The sequence below is a fragment of the Mycobacterium sp. 1164985.4 genome, assembly GCF_001668575.1.
Taxonomy (GTDB): domain Bacteria; phylum Actinomycetota; class Actinomycetes; order Mycobacteriales; family Mycobacteriaceae; genus Mycobacterium.
The window spans coordinates 54,321-77,472 of the sequence record NZ_LZMD01000057.1 but is presented as its reverse complement, the minus strand read 5'-3'; the positions used below and the strand labels follow the sequence as shown (position 1 = coordinate 77,472).

Below are 23,152 nucleotides of genomic sequence, written 5' to 3'. Positions count from 1 at the left end.
TCCCGCTCGTCCCCTGCCCTCCGGACGTGGGCCCACCGGTCCTCGCTTCGCTGCGATCCTCACTCGCACTCGTCTTCGGGTGCTCATCACGCGCGCACCCCCCGCCGCCTCGCGAATCGTCGGCCGGTGCGGCGTGCGCCGTCCCGCACCTGATGACGCCCCCGGTAGTCGGCCATTGCGCGTCCGTAACTGGCCAGCAGCGCGTCGACAGTGCGAGCCCACGAGAACGTGGCGGCATGCGCGACGGCGTCGGCCCGAAGGTCGTCGGCGCGCTGCAGCAGATCGCCGATCGCGTGCGCCCAGTCGCCGTCGTCGTGCCCGTCGACCAGCGTCCCGGTGACACCGTCGCGCACGGCGACAGGCAGGCCGCCGACCGCCGCGGCCACCACCGGCGTTCCACACGCCTGGGCTTCGATCGCGACCAGCCCGAAGGACTCCGAATAGCTGGGCACCGCGACCAGGTCGGCGGCCCGGTACACGTTCACGAGTTGGCCGCGCGACTGGGGCGGCAGGAACGTCACACGGTCCGAGATACCCAGATCCGCAGCCAGCCGAACCAGCCCGTCGGGGGCCTGCAGCCCGCTGCCCGACGGTCCGCCCGCCACGAGCACGCGCACGCCCGGCAATTTGGCGGCGGCACGCAGCGCGATGTCGGGCGCCTTCAGCGGCTGGATGCGACCGACGAACGCGATGATCTTCTCGTCGGCGTCGAGTCCCAGCGCGGCGCGCGCGGCGTTGCGATCCCCAGGCGTGAAGGTCTCGAGGTCGACGCCCGGATGCGCCACATCGATCCTCGCCGGATCGGCGTGATGAACCGAAACCAGTTGCTGCGCTTCATGTTCGGTGTTGACGATCAACCGGTCGGCCTCGTCGACCACCTGCTGCTCCCCGACCGCGCGCAGCGGAGGTTCGGGTGAGTCGCCCTCGGCGAGAGCGGCGTTCTTGACCGCGGCCAGCGTGTGCGCGGTGTGCACCAGCGGCACCGCCCAGCGGTCGCGGGCCAGCCAGCCCACCTGACCGGAGAGCCAGTAGTGCGAATGGACGACGTCGTAGTAGCCGGGCTCGTGGGTGGCCTCGGCCCGCAACACCCCCGCGGTGAACGCGCACAGCTGGGTGGGCAGGTCGTACTTGTCGAGCCCCTCGAACGGCCCGGCCACCACGTTGCGCACCAGCACACCGGGCGCGACCCGCACGATCGGCTGGTCGGCCGACGACGTCGCACGGGTGAAGATCTCCACCTCGACGCCGCAGCGCGCCATTTGCAGCGCGCTCTGGAGCACATAGACGTTCATTCCGCCCGCATCGCCGGTTCCGGGCTGGGCCAGCGGCGACGTGTGCACCGAGAGCACGGCCACGCGCCTCGGGACCGGCAGTCCGGCGGCATCGTAACGGGGCGGATCCGTCGCTAGGCGCACACAGACATGTCTACACCGTCGGCGGAAAGGACCCCTCAGGCAGGGACTTCGGGCCTGGCGTCGGGCCTGCGCGGCTGAGCGCGCCGCATGGCGCCGATCGGGTCGGCGTACAACCCGCCGAGCGACACCACGCCGGCACCGGCCTCCTGCACGCGGTTGCCGAAGGCGGTGAGCCGGATCTCGCGGGCGGGCATCACCGAACGCTGTGCGAACGCGGCCTCGACGGCGGCCATGCCCTCCGGGTACTCGGTGAAGGCCTGACCCCCGACCACCAGATCATCGGGGTTGAGCATGTCGCGCAGCAGTGCGACCGCCTCCCCAAGCACGCGAGCGCGCTCGGCGAGCAGTTCCTGCGCCGGTCCGTTGCCCTGACGCGCCGTCTTGAGCAGTGCCTGCATGGTCGAACCCGGACCCTCGCTCGCGATGATGCGCGCCTTGCGGGCGGCGGTCAGCACGGCCTCGTCACTGACAGCGGACTCCAATTGTCCGGTGCCGCCCAGCAATTCGGAGTGGGCGGGCAGCCCCGCGATGGTGCCGGGGCCGCTGCTCGGTGAGTGCACCCGGCCGCCGATCGACAGCGCGTAGCCGACGGTCTCGCGGGCGTAGACGTACAGGCTCGTGCCGGCGGGAGCCAGCAGCGCGTCCGGCCACGACGGCGGCCTGCGCACCCCGAGCAGGAGTTCGGCGCCCGCCATCGCGTCGACGTGCGAGGCGACCGACACCGGCAGTCCGAGCGCTTCGGCGAGCACGGGTCCGACCGGCGCGTCCATCCATCCCAGCCGCGGGTGGTCGAGGTAACCGGTCGCGCTGTCGACGACACCGCCGGCGGCGATTCCAACCCACAGCGGGCGTCGACGATGCCAGCGGCCCAGGTAGCGGCGAGCACTGGCGGCCAGCGAGGCCAGCGCCGGGGCCTGCGTGCCCCGCGGGGTCGGTGTCTCCACCACGTCGAGGGTTCGGCCGAACAGGTCGGTGGCGACGATGCTGGTGGTCTTCGCGCCGATGTGGATGCCGAGCGTGAGGAACGGCTCGTGGTTCACCTCGACAGGCACCCGAGGTCTGCCGATCGCGCCGGAGACCGCGAGGTCGGCGCGCTCCCGCAGCACACCGGCCTCGAGCAGCGCGGTGACCTGGCGGTTGACGGTCGCGATGCTCAGGCCGGTGACCTGGGCGATCACGTCACGGGCGATGGGTCCGCGCAGCCGGGCGGCGCTGAACACCGAGGCGGCGGCGGCGTCGGCAACCTTCAGCGACGGCGCGACGATCCGCGTGCGGGCCTGCGGGAACCGCGGCGTCGCGGGCGACAGCGTGCGCTTCGCGTGCTGGGCGCTGCGCACAGGGCTCTTGGCGGGGAGGGCGGTGGTGACGGAAGTGCGCATCTGCTTGTCCTTCGAGGAAAATCGGCCTGCGGGGGGTCTTCGAGCCACACCCGGCGATTCAGCAGGACAGCGATGTCGTCTACGAAACAGTCAGGCGCGGCGAGGCGTGCGACAACAACAACACGCACGCCGCATAGAGGCCTGACTGGACAACACGAGGTGAACTTAGCACGCCAACTAAGGTTGGGCAGATGACGACTTTCCAGGCCGACGGTCGTGTCGCGGTGGTCACCGGCGCCAGCGCAGGGATCGGTGAAGCGACCGCGAGAACCCTTGCCGCACAAGGCTTTCACGTCGTCTGCGTGGCCCGCCGGGAAGCGCCCATCACGGCCCTCGCGGAGGAGATCGGCGGTACCGCAATTGTGGCGGACGTCACATCGCAAGAGGCGGTATCGGCGCTGGCAGCGGCCGTGGACCGGGTCGACGTGCTGGTCAACAACGCCGGCGGGGCCCGCGGGCTGGACCCGGTCGCCGAGGCCGATGTCGAGCACTGGCGCTGGATGTGGGAGGCCAACGTGCTCGGCACGCTGCTGGTCACCCGGGCGCTGCTGCCGAAGCTGATCGCGTCCGGGGACGGGCTGATCGTGACCGTCACGTCGATCGCGGCGGTGGAGATCTACGACAACGGCGGCGGGTACACCTCCGCCAAGCACGCGCAGGGCGTGTTGCACCGCACGCTGCGCAGCGAGCTGATCGGAAAACCGGTGCGGCTCACCGAAGTAGCGCCCGGCATGGTGAAGACCGACTTCTCGCTGAACCGGTTCGAGGGCGATGAGGAACGCGCCGCCAAGGTCTACGAGGGCGTCACTCCGCTGGTGGCCGAGGACATCGCCGAGATCATCGGGTTCGTCGCGAGCCGGCCGTCGCACGTCGACCTCGACCTGATCGTGGTTCGGCCGCGCGATCAGGTCAGCGGGGCCAGCGGCTCACGTTTCAACCGCCGCACCTGAGCTTCGCCGTCTGGTGTGCATCCAGATCGCGATTCGGTGGCCGCTGGGCCGGTTTCCCGATCGGAGCGCACACTAGCGGCCGGGGCGGGGCGGGCGGCCGTTCACCGGCTCCGGTGCGCCGGACGGCGTCGCGGGCGCGGTGCTCGGGATGTCCGGCGCGTTCGCGTCCGACAGCGCCGACATCGCCTTCCACTCGTCCCACGGCACGGCCCAGTCCCAGATGTCGCCGTCGGCGTAGGAAAGCTGGATGCGCGTACCGGTGACCTCGACGGGATCGCCGTACATCGCGGTATTGAAGTACTGCTGAGCGTCCTCGGTCGACAGGTTGATGCAGCCGTTGGTGACGTTGCTGTTGCCCTGCGCCCCGGAACTGGCCGGGTTGGCGTGGATGAACTCGCCGTTGTTGGAGATCCGGACAGCGAACCGCTCCCGGATGTTGGCGTAGCCCGCCGCGGGATTGGTCATGTAGAAGTCTTCATACTTCTCGGTCACGACGTGGATGCCGCTGCGGGTGACGTTGCGGTCCACGTCGCCCTCGCCGTAACTGCAGGGGAAGTCCATGAACACCGCGCCGGCACCGTCGAGCACCTGAATGCGGTGCGACGACGCCTCGGCCTTGACCACCTGGCGACGGCCGATCTCGATGTGCAACGAGATGTCCTGCGCGCCGTACGCCCCGTCACCGAACGGCACGCCGTAGAGCTTCGCGTCGACGCTGACCTTGGTGCCCGGCGGGTAGTACTCGCGAGTGCGGTAGTGCACCCGTGAGCCACCGACCTCGTCGGGCAGCCACGCCCAGCTGCCCTCCACCTGTGGATCGGTCGTGACCTTGAGCGCCTTCTCGACCGCGGCCTTGTCGCTGATCGACGCGTCGAACTGGATGATGATCGGGGCCGCCACCCCGACGACCTGGCCGTCGGCGAGCTGAAAGCTGCCGTTCACCTGGGTGCTCGGGTCGACGGTGGAGAACGAGCCTTCGACCGGCACCGCCTTACCGTCGCGGCCGACGGCCGAACCCTTCCACGTGTACTCGACGCCGTAGCCGAGCGGTTCGGTGATCGTGAACTCCGTGCGGTCGCGGTTGAGCGAACCGGCGACGGCCTTGCCGCTGGAGTTGGTCAGCGTCACGCGCTGGAACCAGCCGTCGACGACCTGAACCCCGACACGGTCGGTCGGCGCGACGTCGGAGGCGTCGTTGTCGGGCGTGAACTTCAACGAAGGGGCGTCGGGCGCTTCATCGGATTGCGCCGCAGGCGAGCCGTCGTTTTTCGACGTGCACGCGGCCAGCACACCCGGCGCGACGACACCGACCGCCAGTGCGGCCAGGGCGCGCCGCCGATTGAACCCCGGCGGTTGGGGTTCGGGAGTACTCACGTGAACCGAGGGTACCTACACCGAGCACCCGACCAGGACCGGCTCGGGTGTGAGGTCGATCCCGAATTTCGTTCGAACTCCGTCACGTACCGCCCTGGCCAGCGCGAGCACGTCGGCGGTGGTGGCCGCGCCGCGGTTGGTCAGCGCCAGGGCGTGCTTGGTCGACAGCCGGACGGCGGCGCCGTCGCCCGGGTAGCCCTTGCCGAAGCCGGCCTGTTCGACCAGCCAGCCCGCAGCGAGTTTGACGCCGTCGGGCGCCGGATAGTTGGGCACTGGCCCGTCGAAGGAGGCGCGCAGCCGGTCGAATTCCGCGGCGGGAACCACAGGGTTGGTGAAGAACGAGCCCACGCTCCAGGTGTCGTGGTCGTCCGCGTCGAGCACCATGCCCTTGCTCGACCGCAGGGCCAGCACCACGTCGCGAACCTCGAGCGGATCGGCGCGGGTGCCCTGTTCGGCGCCCAACGCGGTGGCCAGCTCGCGATAGCGCAGCGGCGCGCTGCGTCCTCCGGGGTCCAATGCGAACTCGACCTCGAGCACGATCGCGTCGTGCGCGTGTTTGAGGACGCTGGTGCGGTAGCCGAACCCCAGGGCCTCGGGCGCAACCCAGCGGTCGTCTCCGGTACGACGGTCCAACAGCCGCACCCGCCGGATGGTGTCGGCCACCTCGGCGCCGTATGCGCCGACGTTCTGCACCGGCGTGGCGCCCGCGGAGCCGGGGATGCCCGACAGGCATTCGAGGCCGCCAAGGCCGTGCGCCAGCGAGGTGACCACGACGTCGTCCCATACCGCTCCGGCCTCGGCGCGCAGCACGTCGCCATCGACGGTGATCTCGGTATTGGCGAGATGGATGACCGACAGGTCGGTCAGCGCGTCGGACAACACGACGTTGGAGCCGCCCGCGAGAACCAGAGCGTCGGCGTCGGGACCCATCTCGCGAACCACGTCGATGACCTTCTGGGTGGTGTCGCAGGTGATCAGCCGGCGTGCCACGGGTCCGATCCGCAGCGTCGTCAACGGCGCGAGCGGAACCCGCTCCTCGACGGAGGCACCCCCTAGTTGCGAACCGACCACGGGCGGTAACGGTAGCCTGACCAGCTATGCCGCGCTCATTCGACATGGCCGCCGAATACGGGGGCACCGTCGAGCAGGTTCACCGGGCGTTCGGCGACGAGCGCTATTGGCTCGCGCGGCTCACCGATTCCGGCGCCGATATGTACTCGCTGGATTCGATGGTCCTCGACGAGCAGGGCGGCATCGACGTGGTCACCACGCAGACGCTGCGCGCCGATCGGCTGCCGGGTGTGGTGACCCAGTTCCACCGCGGGGACCTGAGCTTCGTGCGTGAAGAGACGTGGACCCCGGTGCTCGACGGGAAGGCCACCGCGACGGTCAAGGGGTCCATCCCCGGTGCTCCTGCGAACCTGACGGGCACCGCGGTGCTGTCGCCTGCGGGCAGCGGTTCGCGGTTGGAGTTCACCGTCGAGGTCGAGGTACGAGTTCCCTTGGTGGGCGGCAAGATCGAGAACTTCATCGGCGGGCAACTGGTCGACCTGCTGATCGCCGAACAACGCTTCACCACGCAGTGGATCACCGAGAACGCCTGATACTCAGGGTCATTCGGTTGTACCGCCGAGCGCGGTGACGCAGAACCGCCACAGCTGCTCCTTGACGGTGTCGAGTTCGCCTTCGGCGTGGTCGGCGAACGCGTAGTAGTGGTAGACGGATCGGACGAGTTCGGTCATCAACCACGAATCCCACTCGGGGTCTGCGGGATTGAGCAGACCGGCCTCCCTCGCGGCGCTGACCTCAGCGCGCACGAGATCGACGAACGGCTTCTCTGCCTCGGCGAGCTCCTTGGGGAACTGGCGATGCAGGCGCCACCGGGTGGATACGACGAACCGCGACATCGCGGCATCGTGGGTGTCGCCGTCGAGGCGCTCCAGCGTCGAGGTGATGAAGTACCGCAGCCGTGCCAGAGGGTCGGGGAGCTCCTCGGCGGCCGCCCTCCAGCGCTCGACGGCCTCGGTCATCGCGTCGCCGATCACCGCGAGGATCAGCTCGTCCTTGCTGGCGAAGTAGCGGTAGAACGTCTGCAACGCGACGCCGGCCTCCGCGGCGAGCTCCTGGGTGGTGAAGTCGTCGCCCTTGGCGCCGATCAGCGCCCTGGCGGCGTCGAGCATCTGGCGGACCTGCTGGGCGATCCGCTCGCGCGAGCGCTGCACCGCCGCCGACCGCTCGACGGCACGCTCCACCCAGGACACCGGACGATGCTATCGCCTCGGCTCGACGTGGCGCCGCGCCACCGATTCGATGTGGTCCATCAGCGTCTGCAGCGCCGCGGCCGGGTTGAGTTCGAGGGCCTCGGTCTCCTCTTCGTAGATCAGGACGTGGCCGGCGGGAAAGAAGTACGCCTCGCCGGTGGCGGCGACTTCGTCGGACCGGTCGCTTCCCGGGAACCGGCACCGGATGCGACCCTTGAAGACGTAGCCATAGTGCGGGCAGGGGCACACCCCTCCGGGCAGCCCTTGGTACAGCGCGGTGTGGTCGCCGATCCCGGTGGTCGTGTACCCGACCTCCATATCGCCCCACTGAGCGGAGCGGAACCCGCTGCCGCACAACGGCCATCGGCCGTCGCCGCCGACCGGTAGTTCGTCGAGCCTGCTCACCGGCATGGGCATCCTCCTTGTCGTAACGTCAGCCCAGTTTCTCGAGCCGGAACGGCAACTCGATCTCGGTCATCTCGTTGAGGCTGCAGGCGCCGCTCTCCCCCGACGTCTTGTCGAACCCGGCGAACACGGCAGATCCCGGGAGCAGGAATCCGTCGTCGTCGACCGGAAAAAAGCGGTAGCTCTGATGCCCCGTCACCGTCCGTCCGGTGCCGTCCGCGCAGTGCTGCCAATTCGGCAGCTCCCTTTTGACGATGTACTCGCCGTTGGTGGTGATGATGTCGGCGGCCCAGCCGGCATCGCTGGAAACCGTTCCGCTGCAGTTGACATCGTCGGTACAGGTCATCGCGATCGTCCACGTGGTCCGCACACTCGGCAGATCGCGGTAGACGTCGTTGGTCGTCGCCCAGTCCCCGTTCGACGTCGCCAGGTAGCGGCCGTTGAGCGCGGCGTCGGCGGCGTGGGCGCACGGAGCGAGGGCAGGCATGGTCACCGCGACGATCGCGGTGACCACCAGCGCCGCACCGACCGTACGCATCAGCCGGCAGGGGTGAACCGCAGGTGCAGTCGGGTGAGCCCGCGCAGAATGTACGTCGGCTCGTAGGTGAACTCGGGCTCCTCGTCTGACCCGTGGAACCGCTCGTCGACACGAATGTCCTTCATGCGGGCCAGGATCCGCTCCAGCGAGACTCGCCCCTCCACTCGCGCGAGCGGTGCGCCGGGGCAAGAGTGCACGCCGCGGGCGAACGCGATCTGCTCCCGGACGTTCTTGCGGTCGAGCCGAAATTCGTGCGGACATTCGAACCGGTCGGGGTCGCGGTTGGCCGCAGCCGCCGAGATCATCACGGTGGTGCCTGCGGGAATCGTCACACCCGCAAGCTCGGTCGTACGCACCGCAAGGCGGAACTCGGTTTTCACCGGGCTCTCCATGCGCAGCGTCTCTTCGATGAACGTCGGCACCAGAGCCGGGTCGGCGCGCAGCGCCTGCTGCAGTTCCGGCCGTTCGCACAGGATCTTCAGCGCCGCGCCGAGCAGTTTGGCGGTGGTCTCCTGGCCCGCCCCGAACAGGAAACTCGCGGTGCGCACCACATCGGTCACCGCTGGTTGAGATCCATCGGGGTAGGTGGCGTTGGCCAATTCGCTGAGCACGTCGTCGCGCGGATGGGCGCGCCGCTCTTCGATGTACGCGCTGAACTTCTCGTCGAGGAACTCCAGGGGGTTGATCGCGGCGCCTTCGCCCTCGATGTTGCCCATCAGGTGCGGATTGGCGAGGGCGTCGCGGAACTCCTTGTGATCCTCGCGTGGGACGCCGAGCAGGTCTGCTATCGCCAACAGCGAGAATGGCTTCGAGTAGGCGGTCAGGAACTCGCATTCACCGCTCTCGACGAACTCGTCGAGCTGATCGTCGGCCAGCCCCCAGAGGAAGTCCTGGTTGGCTTTGAGTCTGCTCGGCGTCAGCAGCCGACTCAACAGTGACCGCGCCCGGGTGTGGTTGGGCGGGTCCATCGCCACCATGTGTTCGTACAGCGGCATCTGGGTGCGGTGTGCGTCGATCTGCGCACGGATGTCGTCGCCCTCCGGCGTGAACGGCAGCGGCGGAAACGGCCCGCCCACCGCGACGCAGTTCGACCACAGCGTCGCTTCCTTGAACACCTCGAGGGTGTCGAGGTAGCCCGTCACGGCGACCACGCCGTGATGCGGTTCCCGAACCACCGGGCCCTTGCTGCGCAGGTGATCGAAGTACGGGTGCGGGTCCGGAACGAACGTCGGGCTGGTGAAGAAGTCGATGGCGTCGAAGTCCGTTTCGGCCTCGATCCCGGTATCTGTCACTGCTCACCTTTCTCTGCGCGGACGGCACCGCCGAGCGCCGCCAAGCTGAATTGCCACAACCGTTGTTTGGCGATTTCGAGTTCGGCGCCCTCGTGCTCGACGAATGCGTAGTAGTGGTAAACCGATCGGACGAGTTCGCCGAGGAACCACGAATCCCATTCGGGATCGGGAGGATTGAGCTGACCGGCGACCACCGCGTCAGAGACCGCGCGGCGCAGCAGGTCGACGAACGGCTTCTCCGCTTCGGCCAGTTCGTCGGAGAACTGCCGATGCAGTCGCCACCGCGTCGACACCACGAACCGTGCCATAGCGGCATTGCGGCTGTCGCCGTTGAGGCGCTCGAGCGTCGCGGTCAGGTAGAACCGTAACCGCGCCAGCGGGTCGGACAACTCCTCGGCCGCTGCGGTCCATCGCTCGCACGCCTCGGTCATCGCATCACCGATCACAGCGAGTAGCAGTTCGTCCTTGCTGCCGAAGTAGCGGTAGAACGTCTGCAATGCGACGCCTGCCTCGGCCACAAGTTCCTGTGTGGTGAACTCGTCGCCCTTGGTGGCGATCAGCCTGCGCGCCGCGTCGAGCATCTGCCGCACCTGCTTGGCGATGCGCAGCCGCGAGCGCTGCACCGCGGCCGAGCGCTCCACGGCGCGTTCGACCCACGTCACCGCGGGAACGTCCGGCGTGCTCATCTCGGGGTCAACACCACGACGGGAATATCGCGTTCGGTACGCGATTGATAGGCATCGTAATTCGGCCACACCTCGGTCATGACCCGCCACAGCCGGGGCTTCTCGTCCGGCGTGGCCGTGCGCGCGGTCACGGCGATCCGACGATCGCGCACCTGGATCTCGGCGTCGGGATTCACCTCCAGATTGCGGTACCACTGCGGGTGCACGGGGGCTCCGCCCATCGATGCGACCACCAGATAGTCGTCGCCGCTGCGACCGAAGATCAGTGCCGACGTCAGCGGCCGGCCGCTGCACCGACCCGTCACCGTCAACAGGAGCGTCGGGACGCCATTCCAGAGGTATCCGACCTCGCCTCCGGTCTCGCGGTAAGCGGCCACATGCTCGGCACCCACCAAAGTCAGATCGGGTGCGGTGTAGTCGGTTTCGCTCATGGTGTCCTCAGGAGGGGTCGAAGAGCACGGGGATCGCGGTGGTCCCTCGTTCGTAGAGACCGACGAAACGGGGCGGTTCGGCATCGGGATCGAGGCGTAGGTTCGGTAACCGGTCGAGCAGCGCCGAGATGGCGACGGCCATCTCCGCCCGAGCGAGGTGCATGCCGAGGCAGATGTGGGCGCCCTGCCCGAAGCCCAGGTTCGGTCGCAGCGGCCGGTGGATGTCGTAGTCGTCCGGGTTGTCCCACCGCTGCGGATCACGGTTGGCCGCACCGATGTTGATGTGCACCACTGAGCCGGCCGGGATGTCGACGCCGCCGAGTTCGGTGTCGCGGGTGACCCAGCGGGAGAACATCGGATCGGTGGGCATCCACCGCACCGACTCCTCGATCGCCGGACGCAGCAGGGAACGGTCCTGCCGCACGGCGTCGAGCATCTCGGCCCGTTGGAGCAACGCGGTCAGCGTCGTACCCATCTGCTTCCAGGTGGTGCCCGACCCCGCCCCGAGCAGCAGCAGGACGAACGAGTCGATCTCGCGCTCGGTCAGCCGGGTGGTGTTGCCGTCCTCGTCGGTGATCTGCGCGTCCACGAGAACGCTGATGAGGTCGTCCTCGGGTTGTTCGCGTCTGGCGGCGATCACCGGCCGGATCAGGTCGACGACCCGCTGTGGTTCGTGCGCGAGCGCCGCCCGAACCTCCAACGCCTGCTCGACGGGGAGACCGAAGCTGCCGGTGATCGTGAGGATCGGAATCGCCGCGCAGAAGTCCACATTGAGCTCCGCACGACCGTCGGCGGCGAATCCGTCGATGAGCAGGTCGACGGTGGAGGCGATCCAGTTGTCGATCCACCATTTGCCATTGGACGACAGAAATGACGGCTGGACCAGGGCACGGTACCGGCGGTGCTCCGCCCCGTCCATCGACAGCATGCTGTTGGTGATGGCCAGCGGTCCGTTGTCGAGGTCGACGGGCTCCGGCGATGAGGCGAAGACCTCCGGATCGCGGTGTGCCGCAAAGCCGCTCTCGTAGTCGAACAGTGTGAAGTGCGGCCGGTCCGCATACGGCAGACCGTGGAAGTACATCGGTCCGGTGCATCCGGTCAGTTCGTGCAGGACACCCGGCAATACCGGGCCTTGTTCGCGCAATCGGTGCCAGATGGGATACGGATCGTCCTGATACGCACCGCCGCTCAACTCGTTGTACGAGCTGCGAAGGTCGAACAGTTCCCGCAGGCGTTCCCGGTCGAGCGCCGGCGGCCGGGCCGCCGAGTCAAGCTCCGAGGTCGTCATCGCGCGACGTACCCCCCATCGACCGGCAGCGCGACCCCGGTGATGTTGCGCGACGCGTCCGAAACCAGGTAGAGCGCGGCCTCGGCGCAGTCCTCGGCGGTGATCGCACGGCCCAGCGGATGCTGTGCGCCAACCTTTTCCGCGATCTGCGCCTGCTGTTGTTCGTCGACCTGCAGACCCCCGGCGGCCATGAAACCGGTGAGCGGCATGGCCGCGGGACAGATGGCGTTGACCCGGATCCCGAAGGGCGCCGCCTCGACGGCCACCGCCCGGGTCAGCTGCAGCACACCGCCTTTCGTCGCACCGTAGACCGTGCCGCCCCAGGCGACAAGGCCGGCCACCGAGCCCGTGTTAAGGATGACCCCGCCGTCGCCCTGCTTTTTGAACTGCACCACTGCGTGTTTACAACCCAGGAACACCCCGCCCAGGTTCACCGCGACCAGCCGGTTGAAGTCCTCGAGGGTGTGGTCCTCGAAGGACATGCCGAGCCGCGGGGTGGGAATTCCGACGTTGTTGAACAGGATGTCGAGGCGGCCGAACCAGTCGACGGCGGTGGTGATCATCTGACGCACCTGATCTTCGTCCGAGACATCGACGCCGACGGGGACGCCGGTGCCACCCCCCGCCTCGATCTCGTTCACCGTCTCCTTGGCGCGTTCGAGGTCGATGTCGGCGACGACGACGTGTGCCCCCTCCCGCGCGAACAGCGCCGCCGACGCCCGCCCCACCCCGGAACCGGCACCGGTGACGATGGCGCTCTTGCCGTCCAGCCTCACGACGTCACACGCCCGCAAGGACCGGAGGTTCCGCGGGGGTGAAGCGGTACAGCCGTTCGGCGTTCCCGCGGAGCAGCTTGTACTGGACCTCTTCTGACAGGTCCTTCATCGTGTCGCGGGCGACGTCGATGCAGTTCGGCCATGTCGAATCCGAGTGTGGATAGTCGGTCTCGCACATGATGTTGTCCTCGCCGAGTTCGTCGAGGCTCTTGATGGCGTGCCGATCCTCGATGATGCAACCGAAGATGTGGTTGCGGAAGGTCTCCCGGATGTCGAGGGTGTCGAGATCGGCATCATTGCCCGCATGCCCCATGAACTTCGTTCCGCGCTTGACCCAGTACCGCTGTTTGTCGAGCACCTGCTCCGCGCGTTCGAGGAAGTACGGCATCCACCCCATCTCGCCCTCGGAGAGCGCGATCTTCAGGTTGGGGTAGCGCTGGAACAAGCCGCTGAACAACCAGGAGAGCATGGTCCCCGACGTTCGGGAGGCACCCCAGGTGAGGTTGGCCATGAACGGCGCGTCCTTGCAGATCTTCGGCAGTTGCGATGACGACCCGACGTGCATGCTGGCGACCATCCCGGTCTCGTTGGCCGCCGCCATCACCGGCTCCCAGTAACCGCTGGGGTCGTGAATCGTCGGCAGCCCCAGCGGTTCCGGATTCTCCGAGAACGCGAACGACGTCACCCCCCGCGCGGCCATGCGCTCCATCTCCTTGGCCGCGAGCTTCGGATCCCACATCGGGATCAGCATGAGGGGGATGTAGCGTCCCGGGGCAGCCGCACACCATTCCTCGACCAGCCAGTCGTTGTAGTGCTGCAGACATTCGAAGCCGAACTCGCGGTCGCTGGCCTCCATGAACAGCTGGCCGCAGAACCGTGTGATCGTCGGAAAGCACAGCGAGGCAAGGACACCCGAGCGGTCCATATCCTCGACGCGGGCCTTGGCGTCATAGCAACCGGGCCGCATCTCCGAGTACGACAACGGCTCCGGGCTGAACTCCTCCTTGGACTTGCCGACCACGGCGGACAGGCCCGAGTTCGGGTAGCGCTTGCCGTCGTAGACCCACATGTCCACCCCGTTGTCGTCGGGTTCCATGTGCGGTGCTCGGTCGCGGTCCTTGGCGGCGACCCGGTCGACCCACAGGTTCGGTGGCTCGAGGATGTGGTCGTCGACCGAGATCAGCCAGTTGAGATCGTAGGTGCCGGACCCGTTCCCGTTCGCGCTCATCGTGAAAGCTCCCCTATCGACATGTGTTTGACTTCTTGGAACTCGCGGATACCGTCGGGGCCGCGTTCTCGACCCAGGCCGCTCTGCTTGTATCCGCCGCTGGGCGCGTACGCCGAGAACACCGTGGTGTTCACGTTGACCGCGCCGGTGCGCAGCCTGCGCGCGACGCCCACAGCCGCGCTCACATCCGCGCTGTACACCTGACCGGACAGGCCGTAGATCGTATCGTTGGCGATCTCGACCGCGTGATCGATATCGCGGTAGCCCAGCACCGCGATGACCGGCCCGAAGATCTCCTCCTGCGCGGCGGGATTGGCGTTGTCCGGCAGGTCGAGCACTGTCGGCTCGAAGTAGTAGCCACGGTCGAGGCCGGCGGGGCGACCTCCGCCGCAGACCACCTTTCCGCCGTTCTCCTCGGCGGCACCCACGAGGCGTTCGCACCGATCACGTTGTGCCGCACTGATGACCGGCCCCATCGTGGCGTCCGCCGAACCGGGCGGCCCGACCTTGATATTGCGGTACGCCGCGCCCACCGCCTCGAGCACCTGCGCCCGCTGCTCCTCGGGGACCAGCATGCGGGTCGCGGCGACGCACGCCTGCCCTGCGGTGCTCATCACGACCATGGCCGCCCCGATTGCGACCCGGTCGACGGCGTCGGGCAGGTAGATCTGCGCCGATTTGCCGCCGAGCTCCAGGGATACGCGCTTGACCGTCGGCGCCGCCTGGGCCAGGATTCTGCGGCCCGCGAGCGTGGAACCAGTGAACGACACCATGTCGACCGCGGGATGGCTGGTGAGCAGTTCTGCTGCGGCGGTGCCGGTTTCGGCGACGACGCTGAGCACCCCGTTCGGCAGGCCGACCGCCTCGGCGGCCTTGGCGAAGATCAGCGATGAGATCGGGGTGAGCGGGCTGGGTCGCAGGATGACCGAGTTGCCGGCCATCAGCGACGGAATGAGTTTCTGGAACCCCATGATGAGCGCGGCGTTATAGGGCGTGATCGCGGTGACCACACCGATGGGCTCATGTCGGCGGATGCTCAGCGCCACGCGGCCGCGGACGAGGTCGTCGACCGGAACGGGGCTCGGCTCCTCGTGCGACATCGACGTGTAGAGGTCGATGGTCTGGCGGGCGACCGCCACGCCGGACCGCATCTGGGTCATGTCGGCGAAGCGCGTCGGCTGGCCGGCTTCGGCCACCAGGGTCGGGACGACCGTGTCGGCGTTGGCCTCGATGTGGTCGATGAACGCGTGCAGTGTGCGGGCCCGCTCGGCGACGGGTTGGTCTGCCCAGACCCCGGCATCGAAGCTGCGCCGAGCCTCGGCGATCGCCCGTTCGACCTCGCTGAGCGGTGTGGCGGTCAGGTTGTGGACATGGCTTTCGTCGGCGGGGTTCTCCACGGCGATGACGTCCTGACCGGTCACCCAGCGCCCCGCAACGAAGGTGCGGTGCTCGTCGAGAATCGGCACGTCGCCCTCCCTCAGCCGCTGTCACTAGACTGTGCACGTCGTAGTAGAACGTAACTCTCGTCGGAACAATAGTAAATAGCTTGACCAAAGCATGTTGATCTTCTGATTTTCGCTGTGTACTCTTCTCGTCACTGCGAGTATGAGATTTCGGTCACATCTTAGGGGGTCATCGTTGATCACCGCCGGCACTTTGCTCGGATGCGCCCGAATCTGAGGCGCGCGCCGTGGAGTGCGGCGACTGATTCACGCCCGGTGGCCGCGGCTCCCGGTCGCGATTTCGGGGCCAGGAGTTACCGCCGTCCGGTCGTCGGGCTGCTCGCCCTCATCGCGATCGTCGCCGTGATCGCCGTCGCCGTCGCGATGTTCAACGGACGCTTCACGCCGTCGGCGCCGATCACCGTCATGACCGACCGCGCCGGTCTGCTCATGGATCGCGGCGCCAAGGTCAAGCTGAACGGCGCACAGATCGGCACCGTCGCCGCCGTCGATCAGACGCGGGACGGTCGGGCCAGACTCACGTTGGCGATCGAACCGGCGCGCCTCGGCCTCATCCCGGACAACACCCGCGTCGAGATCGGCGCCAACACCGTCTTCGGTGCGAAATCGGTGGAGTTCCTTCCGCCCGCAGAGCCGTCCGGCGTGACCCTTCGGGCCGGGCAGGTGCTCGACTCCGAGCACGTGACCGTGGAGCCCAACACGATCTTCACGGAATTGAATTCCGTGCTCTCTCACATCGATCCGGTGAAGCTGAACGAGACGCTGGGAGCAATGTCGACGGCGTTCAGCGGCCGCGGTGAAACATTCGGCCAGTCGCTGTCGGACTTCAACGCATTTCTGGCCAAGATCGAACCGAGCCTGCCCCAATTGGACCGCGAGCTGCAGATTCTGCCCGAGGTGGCGATGGGCTACGCCGACGCGGCCCCGGACCTGATGACGATCTTCCGGCACGCCAGCGCGATCAGTCGCACGCTCGTCGACGAACGGTCCGATCTGGACCGCTTTATGGTGTCGGCCATCGGATTGGCCGATGCGGGCAACGAGGTCATCGGCGGAAACCGAGATTCGTTGGCCGATCTCTTGCGTTTGATGGTCCCGACCACCGACCTCACCAACGAGTACCACGAAGCGCTCAACTGCTCGCTCACCGGAATTCTGAAGAACTTCGTCGCCAAGCCGCCGGCCCCCGTACCCGGCGTCAACGACATCGGCGCCCTGGTGCTGGGCATCGAGCGCTACCGCTACCCCCAGGACCTCCCGAAGGTCGCCGCTACCGGCGGCCCGCAGTGTCAAGGCCAATTGCCCCTGCACTACAACGAATTCCCCGCCAAGGTGATCGCCGACGTGGGGACCAATCCCGCGCGCTACGGCAACCAGGGCCTCCTGCTCAACTCCGACGGACTCAAGCAATGGCTGTTCGGGCCCATCGACGGACCGCCGCGCAACACCGCGCAGTACGGACAGCCCGGATGAGCGCGGCGCGCACCGCGGTCAAGTTCGGTGTGTTCGTGACTGTCATGTCGGCGTTGACCGCGAGCCTCTTCCTCGTCTTCGGCGAATTCCGTGGCGGGTCGACGAGGGGCTACTCCGCTGTTTTCGGCGATGCCTCCAGCATCGAACCCGGCGATTCGGTGCGAGTGGCCGGTGTGCGGGTGGGCACCGTGCACGACGTGGCGCTGCGCCCTGACAACACCGTGGTGGTGTCGTTCGACGCCGACGACGACGTCGTGCTGACCACCGGAACCAGGGCGGCGGTCCGTTATCTCAACCTCGTCGGGGACCGGTACCTCGAGCTCGTCGACGGCCCGGGCTCGACACGCGTGATACCTACGGGTGCACAGATTCCCGTCGAGCGCACCGAGCCGGCCCTTGATCTCGACCTGTTGCTGGGCGGGCTCAAACCCGTGATCCGAGGGTTGAACCCCACCGACGTCAACCAGCTCACCGGTGCGTTGCTCCAGATCTTTCAGGGGCAGGGCGACACGCTGGACTCTCTGCTGAACAGGACGTCGTCGTTCTCGAACACATTGGCCGACAACAACGCAGCGCTTGAGCAGCTGATCGACAACCTCGACTCCGTGCTGGCCACACTGGGCAGGGAAGGCGAACGATTCTCCGGCGCCCTCGACCGCTTCGAACGGTTGGCGACGGAACTGGCCGCCGACCGCGTCACGATCGGCACCGCGATCGACTCGCTCAGCACCGGGACGGCCTCCGTCGCGCAGTTACTGTCCGGCGCCCGTCCGCCGCTCGCCGCGACCGTTGACCAGCTGAATCGCCTTGCGCCGCAACTCGACGAGGGCAAGGGGCAGATCGACGTCGCTCTGCAACGCGCTCCGGAGAACTACCGCAAGCTGGCGCGGGTCGGCTCGTACGGCAGCTTCGTGAACTACTACCTGTGCGGCATCACGATTCGGGTCACCGATCTTCAGGGAAGGACCGCGGTCTTCCCGTGGGTGAAGCAACGGTACGGAAGGTGCGCCGAGCCCGATGCTTAGATACCGCGCCGCCGACCTGACTCGAGCCGGATTCATCGGAGTGGTCCTCATCGTGCTCGTCATCGCCGTCGGGCTACAGCCCGAACGGCTGATCGCCTGGGCCACCGCGCTGACCTACCGCGCCGAATTCGCCGAAGCGGGCGGACTCAGTGCCGGTAACGACGTCAAGGTCTCGGGGGTCCGGGTGGGCAGTGTGACCGACGTCGCGCTGGGCGAGCGCGGCGCGGTGGTCACGTTCACGGTCAAAGACACAGTACGCCTGGGTGATCAGACCACGGCTCACATCAGGACCGGCTCGCTGCTCGGCGAACGCGTGCTGACCGTGGAACCGGCGGGCTCCGGCGCGATGCGGGTGGGCGACGTCATACCGCAGTCTCGAACGGGATCGCCCTACTCGCTGAACGAAGCCGTCAACGACCTGACGACCAACGTCGCCGCGACCGACACGACCGCGCTCAACCAGTCGCTCGACCTGCTGTCGGCGACCCTCGACCAGGTCGCGCCGCGGCTTGGCCCGACATTCGACGGTCTGACACGGCTGTCGCGGTCGTTGAACAGTCGGAGCGAGCGGCTCAACACACTGCTCGAGAACGCCGCGTCGGTGTCTCACGTGCTCGCCCGGCGCAGTGAGCAGGTCAACACGTTGATTCTCAACGCCAACGATCTGCTGGCAGTGCTTGTCGAGCGCAGGCACGCCATCAGCGAATTGCTGGCCAACGTAGCGGCCGTGGCTCGGCACCTCACCGGCCTGGTCCAGGACAACGAGGCCGAACTCGCCCCGACACTGGACAGGCTGAACTCCGTGACCGCGATGCTCGAGAAGAACCGCGACAACCTGTCGAAGGCGCTGCCGGGGTTGAAGAAGTTCGAGATCACCACCAGCGAGTCCGTAGCGAGCGGCGCGTACTACAGCGCGTTCGTGCCGAATCTGATCCCGCCGCAGTTCCTTCAGCCGTTCTTCGACTACGCGTTCGGTTTCCGCGCGAATGACCCGAACATGCCCCGGGCCCTGTTTCCGTGGCCGCGCAACGGAATACCGGGGGGTTGACGGTGAGGCCCATTGCAAAGCGGTTGCTATTGGCCGTGCTCGTCGCCGTCCTGGTCGCGGGCGCGGTGGTGTTGATGCGCCAGATGTATTTCCCGGCACAGCGGATCACCGCGTACTTCTCCTCGGCGACGAGCCTCTATCCCGGCGACGACGTACGCATCGCCGGGGTGAAGGTCGGCACGATCCGTGCCATCACCCCGCGCGCCAACGATGCCGAAGTGGTCATGGAGGTCGATCACGGCATCCGTGTGCCCGCCGACGCCAAGGCCGTCATCGTCGCGCAGAACCTGGTCGCCGCGCGCTACGTGCAACTGGCCCCGCTGTATCGCCCCGGTGAGGCGCGCATGGACGACGGTGGCGTGATCCCGCAGGACCGGACTGCCGTGCCGGTGGAATGGGACGAGGTGAAGGATCAGTTGTCCCGCCTGGCAACCGAACTCGGACCGGACAGCGCCATGTCGACGACGTCGATGGGCCGGTTCATCGAGTCCACCGCCGCCGCCATGGACGGCAACGGAGAGAAGTTGCGCCAGACCTTCGCGCAGCTGTCCCAGCTGGCCCGCATCTTGAGCGATGGCAGCGGCGACATCGTCGCTACGATCGAGAACTTACAGGTGTTCGTTACCGCGCTGCGCGACAGCGGCGACGACCTCGTGCTGTTCCAGGACCGCCTGGCGACTTTTTCGGCCGTATTGGACGACAGCAGAAACGATCTCGATGCCGCCCTATCGGAACTCGCGGTCGCGGTTGGTGAGGTGCAGCGGTTCGTGGCGGGCACCAGGGACAAGACAGCCGAACAGGTTCAGCGGCTGGCCAACGTGACGCAGGTGTTGGCGGATCATCGCCTCGATGTGGAGAACATCCTGCATGTGGCGCCGACGGCATTCGCGAACTCCTACAACATCCTCAACCCGAACGTGCCAGGCGCGCTCGGCACATTCGTGTTCAGCAACTTCTCCAATCCCGTCGCCTTCATCTGCGGAGCGATCGGTGGCCTCGCCAACATCACCGCTCCCGAGACGGCCGAGGTGTGCGCCAAATATCTCGGGCCCGCGCTGCGGCTCCTCAACTTCAACTCGCTACCTCAACCGCCGTTGAACCCGTTCCTGATGCCGGCCGTCACCCCCGACAAACTGTCCTACACCGATCCTGCGCTGGCACCGGGCGGCGCCGGAGGTGTCCCCGCCGCGCCCGAGCAGCCGCCGGCGGTGTCGGCCTATTCGGGGTTACCTGGCTCGGCGCCGAATTACTCCGCTCCGCCAGGCCCTGCTCCGTCGCTGCACGACGTCCTGATGCCCGCCGAAGCGCCGCCGACGGTCGACGGGGGTGCCCCGTGATCGCGCGACGGTTGCGCCGCGCGGCGGCCGCTGTCTGCGTCGTGGTGACCGCCACGTCGTGCGGGTTCGAGGGGGTGAATTCGCTGCCGCTGCCCGGTGCGGTGGCCAGCGGGTCCGGCGGTGCGGTCTACCACGCCCGGTTCGCGAACATCGGTACGTTGGAATCGAATTCACCGGTCATGCTGGACGACGTGGTGGTGGGCAGTGTCGGCAAGCTCGATGTGCACGACTGGGTCGCCGACGTCGAGGTTCGCGTCCGCCCGGATGTCGTCGTGCCCGGGAACGCGGTGGCCACGATCGGGCAGACCAGCCTGCTCGGTTCGATGCACGTCGCGCTCGACCCGCCACCGGATGAAGCCCCGACCGGCCGGTTGGCGCCGGGTTCGACGATCGGGTTGAACCGCTCATCGACGTATCCCTCTGCCGAGCAGACGCTGTCGTCGCTGTCCGTGGTGGTCAACGGTGGCGGGCTCGGGCAGCTCGGCGACTTCGTTCACAGCGCAGCGACGGCACTGTCCGGTCGCGAGGGTGACGTTCACGATCTGATCACTCGCCTGGACACCGTCGTGGGCACGGTCGACGCGCAGCGGGACCGGTTCAACACGTCGATCACCGAGCTCGACCGGTTCACCGCGACGCTGGCCGCCCAGGAGGGCGACATCACCGAGGCGCTGCGCACGGTTCCACCCGCCATGGACGTGCTATTGGAGGATCGCGACCAGCTCGTCACCGCCTTGCGCAAGCTCGGTGAATTCAGCGATACCGCAACGTATGTCGTGAACACGGCAGGCGACGATCTCGTGCGCAACCTGTCCAACCTCGATCCGACGTTGAAGGCGCTCGCCGACGTCGGCCAGATTGGACCGGTCATCGCCTACCTACCGATCTTCCCTTTCACGCAGAACTTCGTCGACCGCGCAATCCGCGGGGACTACATCAACATCTTCGCGACGATGGACCTGACTGTGCCCCGGCTCAAGCGGTCGCTGTTCCTCGGAACGCGGTGGGGTGATCCGAACATCGCACTGGTTCCGGCGCCGGGCGACCCGGTGCATCTGAACTACACCTACGACCCCCTGATCTCGGGCCTGAACGCGCCTGCACCGCCGGAGGATTCGGACGCTCCCCCCGCTGTGGTGCCCATGCGGGCCGAGGCGCCGCCTCCCTTGCTCCCGGTCACACCGCCTCCGTTCGACGACGCGCCGGCACCCGGATCGTCCATCTTCGCCGGCCCGTTTCCGGGTGGTGGCGGCTGATGCTGACCAGGGCCGTGCGAACACAGCTGATCGTCTTCACGATCGCGTCGGTGGTCGCCATGACTGCAATGGTTTTCGGCTACCTGCGGGTGCCGACGTGGTTCGGTATCGGCCACATCACCGTCACCGTGGACCTGCCGGGCACCGGTGGGCTGTACCGGTTCGGCAACGTAACCTATCGCGGCGTACAAATCGGCAAGGTCACCAATGTCTCGCCCACCGTGAACGGGGCCACCGCGACGCTGTCGCTGCAGTCTTCGCCCAAGATCCCCGCCGATGTGCAGGCGAACGTCCGGAGCGTGTCGGCCGTCGGCGAGCAGTACGTCGACCTCGAACCCCGCTCAGACGGGCCGCCCTTTCTTCGCGACGGCTCAGTGATCGCGAAGTCCGACACCACGATTCCGCTGCGGGTGGGGCCCGTGCTCGACGAGTTGAGCGCGCTGGTGAAGAGCGTGCCGAAACAGGCGTTGACCGAGTTGCTCGACGAGTCGTATCGGGCCTTCGACGACGCCGGCTACGACCTCGGCTCGCTGATGGACTCCGGCTCCCGGATCGCCGCCGAAAGCAATGCCACCGCGGAACGCACCCGAACACTGATCGATGACAGCGAACCGTTCATCGAGGCGCAGGCGAAAAGCACCGACGCGCTACGGGTCTGGACGCACAGCCTCGCCGCCGTCACGGGGCAGATGGTCGACAACGACGCGGAATTCCGCACGGTGCTGGGCGCCGGACCCGGCATGGCCGAGGAGGTCACCCAGCTGCTCGAGCAGGTCAAGCCGACCCTGCCAGTGCTGTTGGCCAACCTCACCACCGTCGGCGAAGTGGGCGTGACCTATAACCCGTCACTGCGCCAACTGCTGGTGCTGCTGCCGCCGTATGTCGCGGGTTTCGGATCGCTCTCACAGCTCAACAACCCCCTCGGGCTGTCCTACGGCGGCTTCTCGCTGATGAACGGCGACCCGCCCCCCTGTACGGTCGGCTTTCTCCCGCCGTCGGAATGGCGATCGCCCGATGACGAGACCGTGATCGACACACCGGACAACCTGTACTGCAAACTGCCGCAGGACTCCCCGATCGCGGTGCGCGGCGTTCGGAACAATCCGTGCATGTCGAACCCGGGCAAACGTGCCCCCACCGTCGAGATCTGCAACAGCGACCGGCCCTTCGAGCCCACCGCGATGCGCCAGCACGTGCTGGGGCCCAGCCCCTTCGACCCCAACTTGATCGCTCAGGGGGTGGCACCCGACTCACGGGTGGACGCCGACGAGCGGATATTCGCCCCGGTGCAGGGAACACCGCTTCCTCCGCCCGTCCCCGTTGCGCCTCCGCCCGGGCCGCCACCACCACCGGCGGCCACACCGAATGCGCTGCCCGACGACGCACCTCACGGTGTCGCCGCGGCGACGGCCAGGTACGACCCGAGGACGGGGCGGTACATCGGCGCCGATGGGCAGGTCTATCAGCAGACCGACCTGAGCGCGACCGGTGCGGCGTCGTCGTGGCAGGACCTGCTACCCCGGTGAG

The 23,152-nt window shown here is 67.5% G+C and carries 22 protein-coding genes; 8 read left to right on the top strand and 14 right to left on the bottom strand.

The annotated features are described in order from the left end of the window. Positions 1 to 86: 86 nt before the first annotated feature. Both mshA and A5650_RS09585 read right to left on the bottom strand, forming a co-directional pair. On the bottom strand, positions 87 to 1,415 hold the full coding sequence (gene mshA / locus A5650_RS09590) for a D-inositol-3-phosphate glycosyltransferase (protein WP_067289596.1): 1,329 nt from the start codon (positions 1,413 to 1,415) through the stop codon (positions 87 to 89). A 35-nt stretch (positions 1,416 to 1,450) separates the two neighbouring features. Further along, complete coding sequence (locus A5650_RS09585; RefSeq protein ID WP_067289593.1) at positions 1,451 to 2,794, bottom strand: ROK family protein; 1,344 nt, start codon at positions 2,792 to 2,794, stop codon at positions 1,451 to 1,453. A gap of 191 nt (positions 2,795 to 2,985) precedes the next feature. Between A5650_RS09585 and A5650_RS09580 the strand changes: the two genes are divergently transcribed. After that, entirely contained in the window at positions 2,986 to 3,744 is a 759-nt protein-coding gene (locus A5650_RS09580) for an SDR family oxidoreductase (protein ID WP_067289591.1), read from the top strand. Between the two features lie 72 nt (positions 3,745 to 3,816). Here the strand turns inward: A5650_RS09580 and A5650_RS09575 are convergent, their stop codons facing one another. Further along, positions 3,817 to 5,118: a L,D-transpeptidase gene (locus A5650_RS09575; protein WP_067289588.1), complete on the bottom strand. Its 1,302-nt coding sequence runs from the start codon at positions 5,116 to 5,118 to the stop codon at positions 3,817 to 3,819. Positions 5,119 to 5,133: 15 nt separating this feature from the next. Beyond that, the gene (locus A5650_RS09570; RefSeq protein ID WP_067289585.1) at positions 5,134 to 6,189 is read right to left on the bottom strand and encodes a UDP-N-acetylmuramate dehydrogenase; all 1,056 of its coding nucleotides are present in this window, start codon (positions 6,187 to 6,189) and stop codon (positions 5,134 to 5,136) included. 26 nt (positions 6,190 to 6,215) lie between these two features. Here A5650_RS09570 and A5650_RS09565 point away from each other — a divergent pair, with 26 nt between their 5' ends. Then, on the top strand, positions 6,216 to 6,722 hold the full coding sequence (locus tag A5650_RS09565; RefSeq protein WP_067289582.1) for a DUF2505 domain-containing protein: 507 nt from the start codon (positions 6,216 to 6,218) through the stop codon (positions 6,720 to 6,722). A gap of 9 nt (positions 6,723 to 6,731) precedes the next feature. Here A5650_RS09565 and A5650_RS09560 read toward each other — a convergent pair whose 3' ends face one another. The 10 genes from A5650_RS09560 to A5650_RS09515 are packed head-to-tail and all read right to left on the bottom strand — an operon-like array spanning position 6,732 to position 15,489. Further along, positions 6,732 to 7,340, bottom strand: a complete 609-nt coding sequence (locus A5650_RS09560) for a TetR/AcrR family transcriptional regulator (RefSeq protein WP_067289765.1) — start codon at positions 7,338 to 7,340, stop codon at positions 6,732 to 6,734. Between the two features lie 48 nt (positions 7,341 to 7,388). Then, complete coding sequence (locus tag A5650_RS09555) at positions 7,389 to 7,790, bottom strand: cupin domain-containing protein (RefSeq protein ID WP_082950690.1); 402 nt, start codon at positions 7,788 to 7,790, stop codon at positions 7,389 to 7,391. A 22-nt stretch (positions 7,791 to 7,812) separates the two neighbouring features. After that, positions 7,813 to 8,322 (bottom strand): Rv2253/PknI dimerization domain-containing protein, encoded by a 510-nt coding sequence (locus A5650_RS09550; RefSeq protein WP_067289578.1) that lies wholly within the window; start codon positions 8,320 to 8,322, stop codon positions 7,813 to 7,815. Continuing rightward, a complete protein-coding gene (locus A5650_RS09545) occupies positions 8,322 to 9,614 on the bottom strand; it encodes a cytochrome P450 (protein WP_067289576.1) in 1,293 nt (430 codons plus the stop codon). Before A5650_RS09545 ends, A5650_RS09550 begins: the two co-directional genes overlap by 1 nt. Further along, complete coding sequence (locus A5650_RS09540) at positions 9,611 to 10,237, bottom strand: TetR/AcrR family transcriptional regulator (protein WP_067289761.1); 627 nt, start codon at positions 10,235 to 10,237, stop codon at positions 9,611 to 9,613. Before A5650_RS09540 ends, A5650_RS09545 begins: the two co-directional genes overlap by 4 nt. A 59-nt stretch (positions 10,238 to 10,296) precedes the next feature. Then, entirely contained in the window at positions 10,297 to 10,731 is a 435-nt protein-coding gene (locus A5650_RS09535) for a nitroreductase family deazaflavin-dependent oxidoreductase (RefSeq protein WP_067289559.1), read from the bottom strand. 7 nt (positions 10,732 to 10,738) lie between these two features. Then, positions 10,739 to 12,019, bottom strand: coding sequence for a cytochrome P450 (locus A5650_RS09530; protein WP_067289554.1), 1,281 nt, complete (start codon positions 12,017 to 12,019; stop codon positions 10,739 to 10,741). Beyond that, complete coding sequence (locus A5650_RS09525; protein WP_067289551.1) at positions 12,016 to 12,795, bottom strand: SDR family NAD(P)-dependent oxidoreductase; 780 nt, start codon at positions 12,793 to 12,795, stop codon at positions 12,016 to 12,018. The genes A5650_RS09530 and A5650_RS09525 overlap by 4 nt, the downstream gene beginning before the upstream one ends. Positions 12,796 to 12,799: 4 nt before the next feature. Next, positions 12,800 to 14,023: an amidohydrolase family protein gene (locus A5650_RS09520; RefSeq protein ID WP_067289547.1), complete on the bottom strand. Its 1,224-nt coding sequence runs from the start codon at positions 14,021 to 14,023 to the stop codon at positions 12,800 to 12,802. Continuing rightward, complete coding sequence (locus A5650_RS09515) at positions 14,020 to 15,489, bottom strand: aldehyde dehydrogenase family protein (protein WP_067289543.1); 1,470 nt, start codon at positions 15,487 to 15,489, stop codon at positions 14,020 to 14,022. The genes A5650_RS09520 and A5650_RS09515 overlap by 4 nt, the downstream gene beginning before the upstream one ends. A gap of 198 nt (positions 15,490 to 15,687) precedes the next feature. On the opposite strand from A5650_RS09515, the gene A5650_RS09510 reads away from it, so the two are divergent. From A5650_RS09510 to A5650_RS09485, 6 genes are read left to right on the top strand one after another with little or no spacing between them, the layout of a single operon-like run. Continuing rightward, positions 15,688 to 16,959: an MCE family protein gene (locus A5650_RS09510; protein ID WP_082950689.1), complete on the top strand. Its 1,272-nt coding sequence runs from the start codon at positions 15,688 to 15,690 to the stop codon at positions 16,957 to 16,959. Further along, positions 16,956 to 17,984: an MCE family protein gene (locus A5650_RS09505; protein ID WP_067289536.1), complete on the top strand. Its 1,029-nt coding sequence runs from the start codon at positions 16,956 to 16,958 to the stop codon at positions 17,982 to 17,984. Before A5650_RS09510 ends, A5650_RS09505 begins: the two co-directional genes overlap by 4 nt. Then, positions 17,977 to 19,032 (top strand): MCE family protein, encoded by a 1,056-nt coding sequence (locus A5650_RS09500; RefSeq protein ID WP_067289532.1) that lies wholly within the window; start codon positions 17,977 to 17,979, stop codon positions 19,030 to 19,032. The genes A5650_RS09505 and A5650_RS09500 overlap by 8 nt, the downstream gene beginning before the upstream one ends. Beyond that, a complete protein-coding gene (locus A5650_RS09495) occupies positions 19,029 to 20,369 on the top strand; it encodes an MCE family protein (RefSeq protein ID WP_082950693.1) in 1,341 nt (446 codons plus the stop codon). Before A5650_RS09500 ends, A5650_RS09495 begins: the two co-directional genes overlap by 4 nt. Then, positions 20,366 to 21,625, top strand: coding sequence for an MCE family protein (locus tag A5650_RS09490; RefSeq protein ID WP_156744064.1), 1,260 nt, complete (start codon positions 20,366 to 20,368; stop codon positions 21,623 to 21,625). The genes A5650_RS09495 and A5650_RS09490 overlap by 4 nt, the downstream gene beginning before the upstream one ends. Further along, positions 21,625 to 23,151 (top strand): MCE family protein, encoded by a 1,527-nt coding sequence (locus tag A5650_RS09485; protein WP_067289525.1) that lies wholly within the window; start codon positions 21,625 to 21,627, stop codon positions 23,149 to 23,151. The genes A5650_RS09490 and A5650_RS09485 overlap by 1 nt, the downstream gene beginning before the upstream one ends. Position 23,152 lies beyond the last annotated feature (1 nt).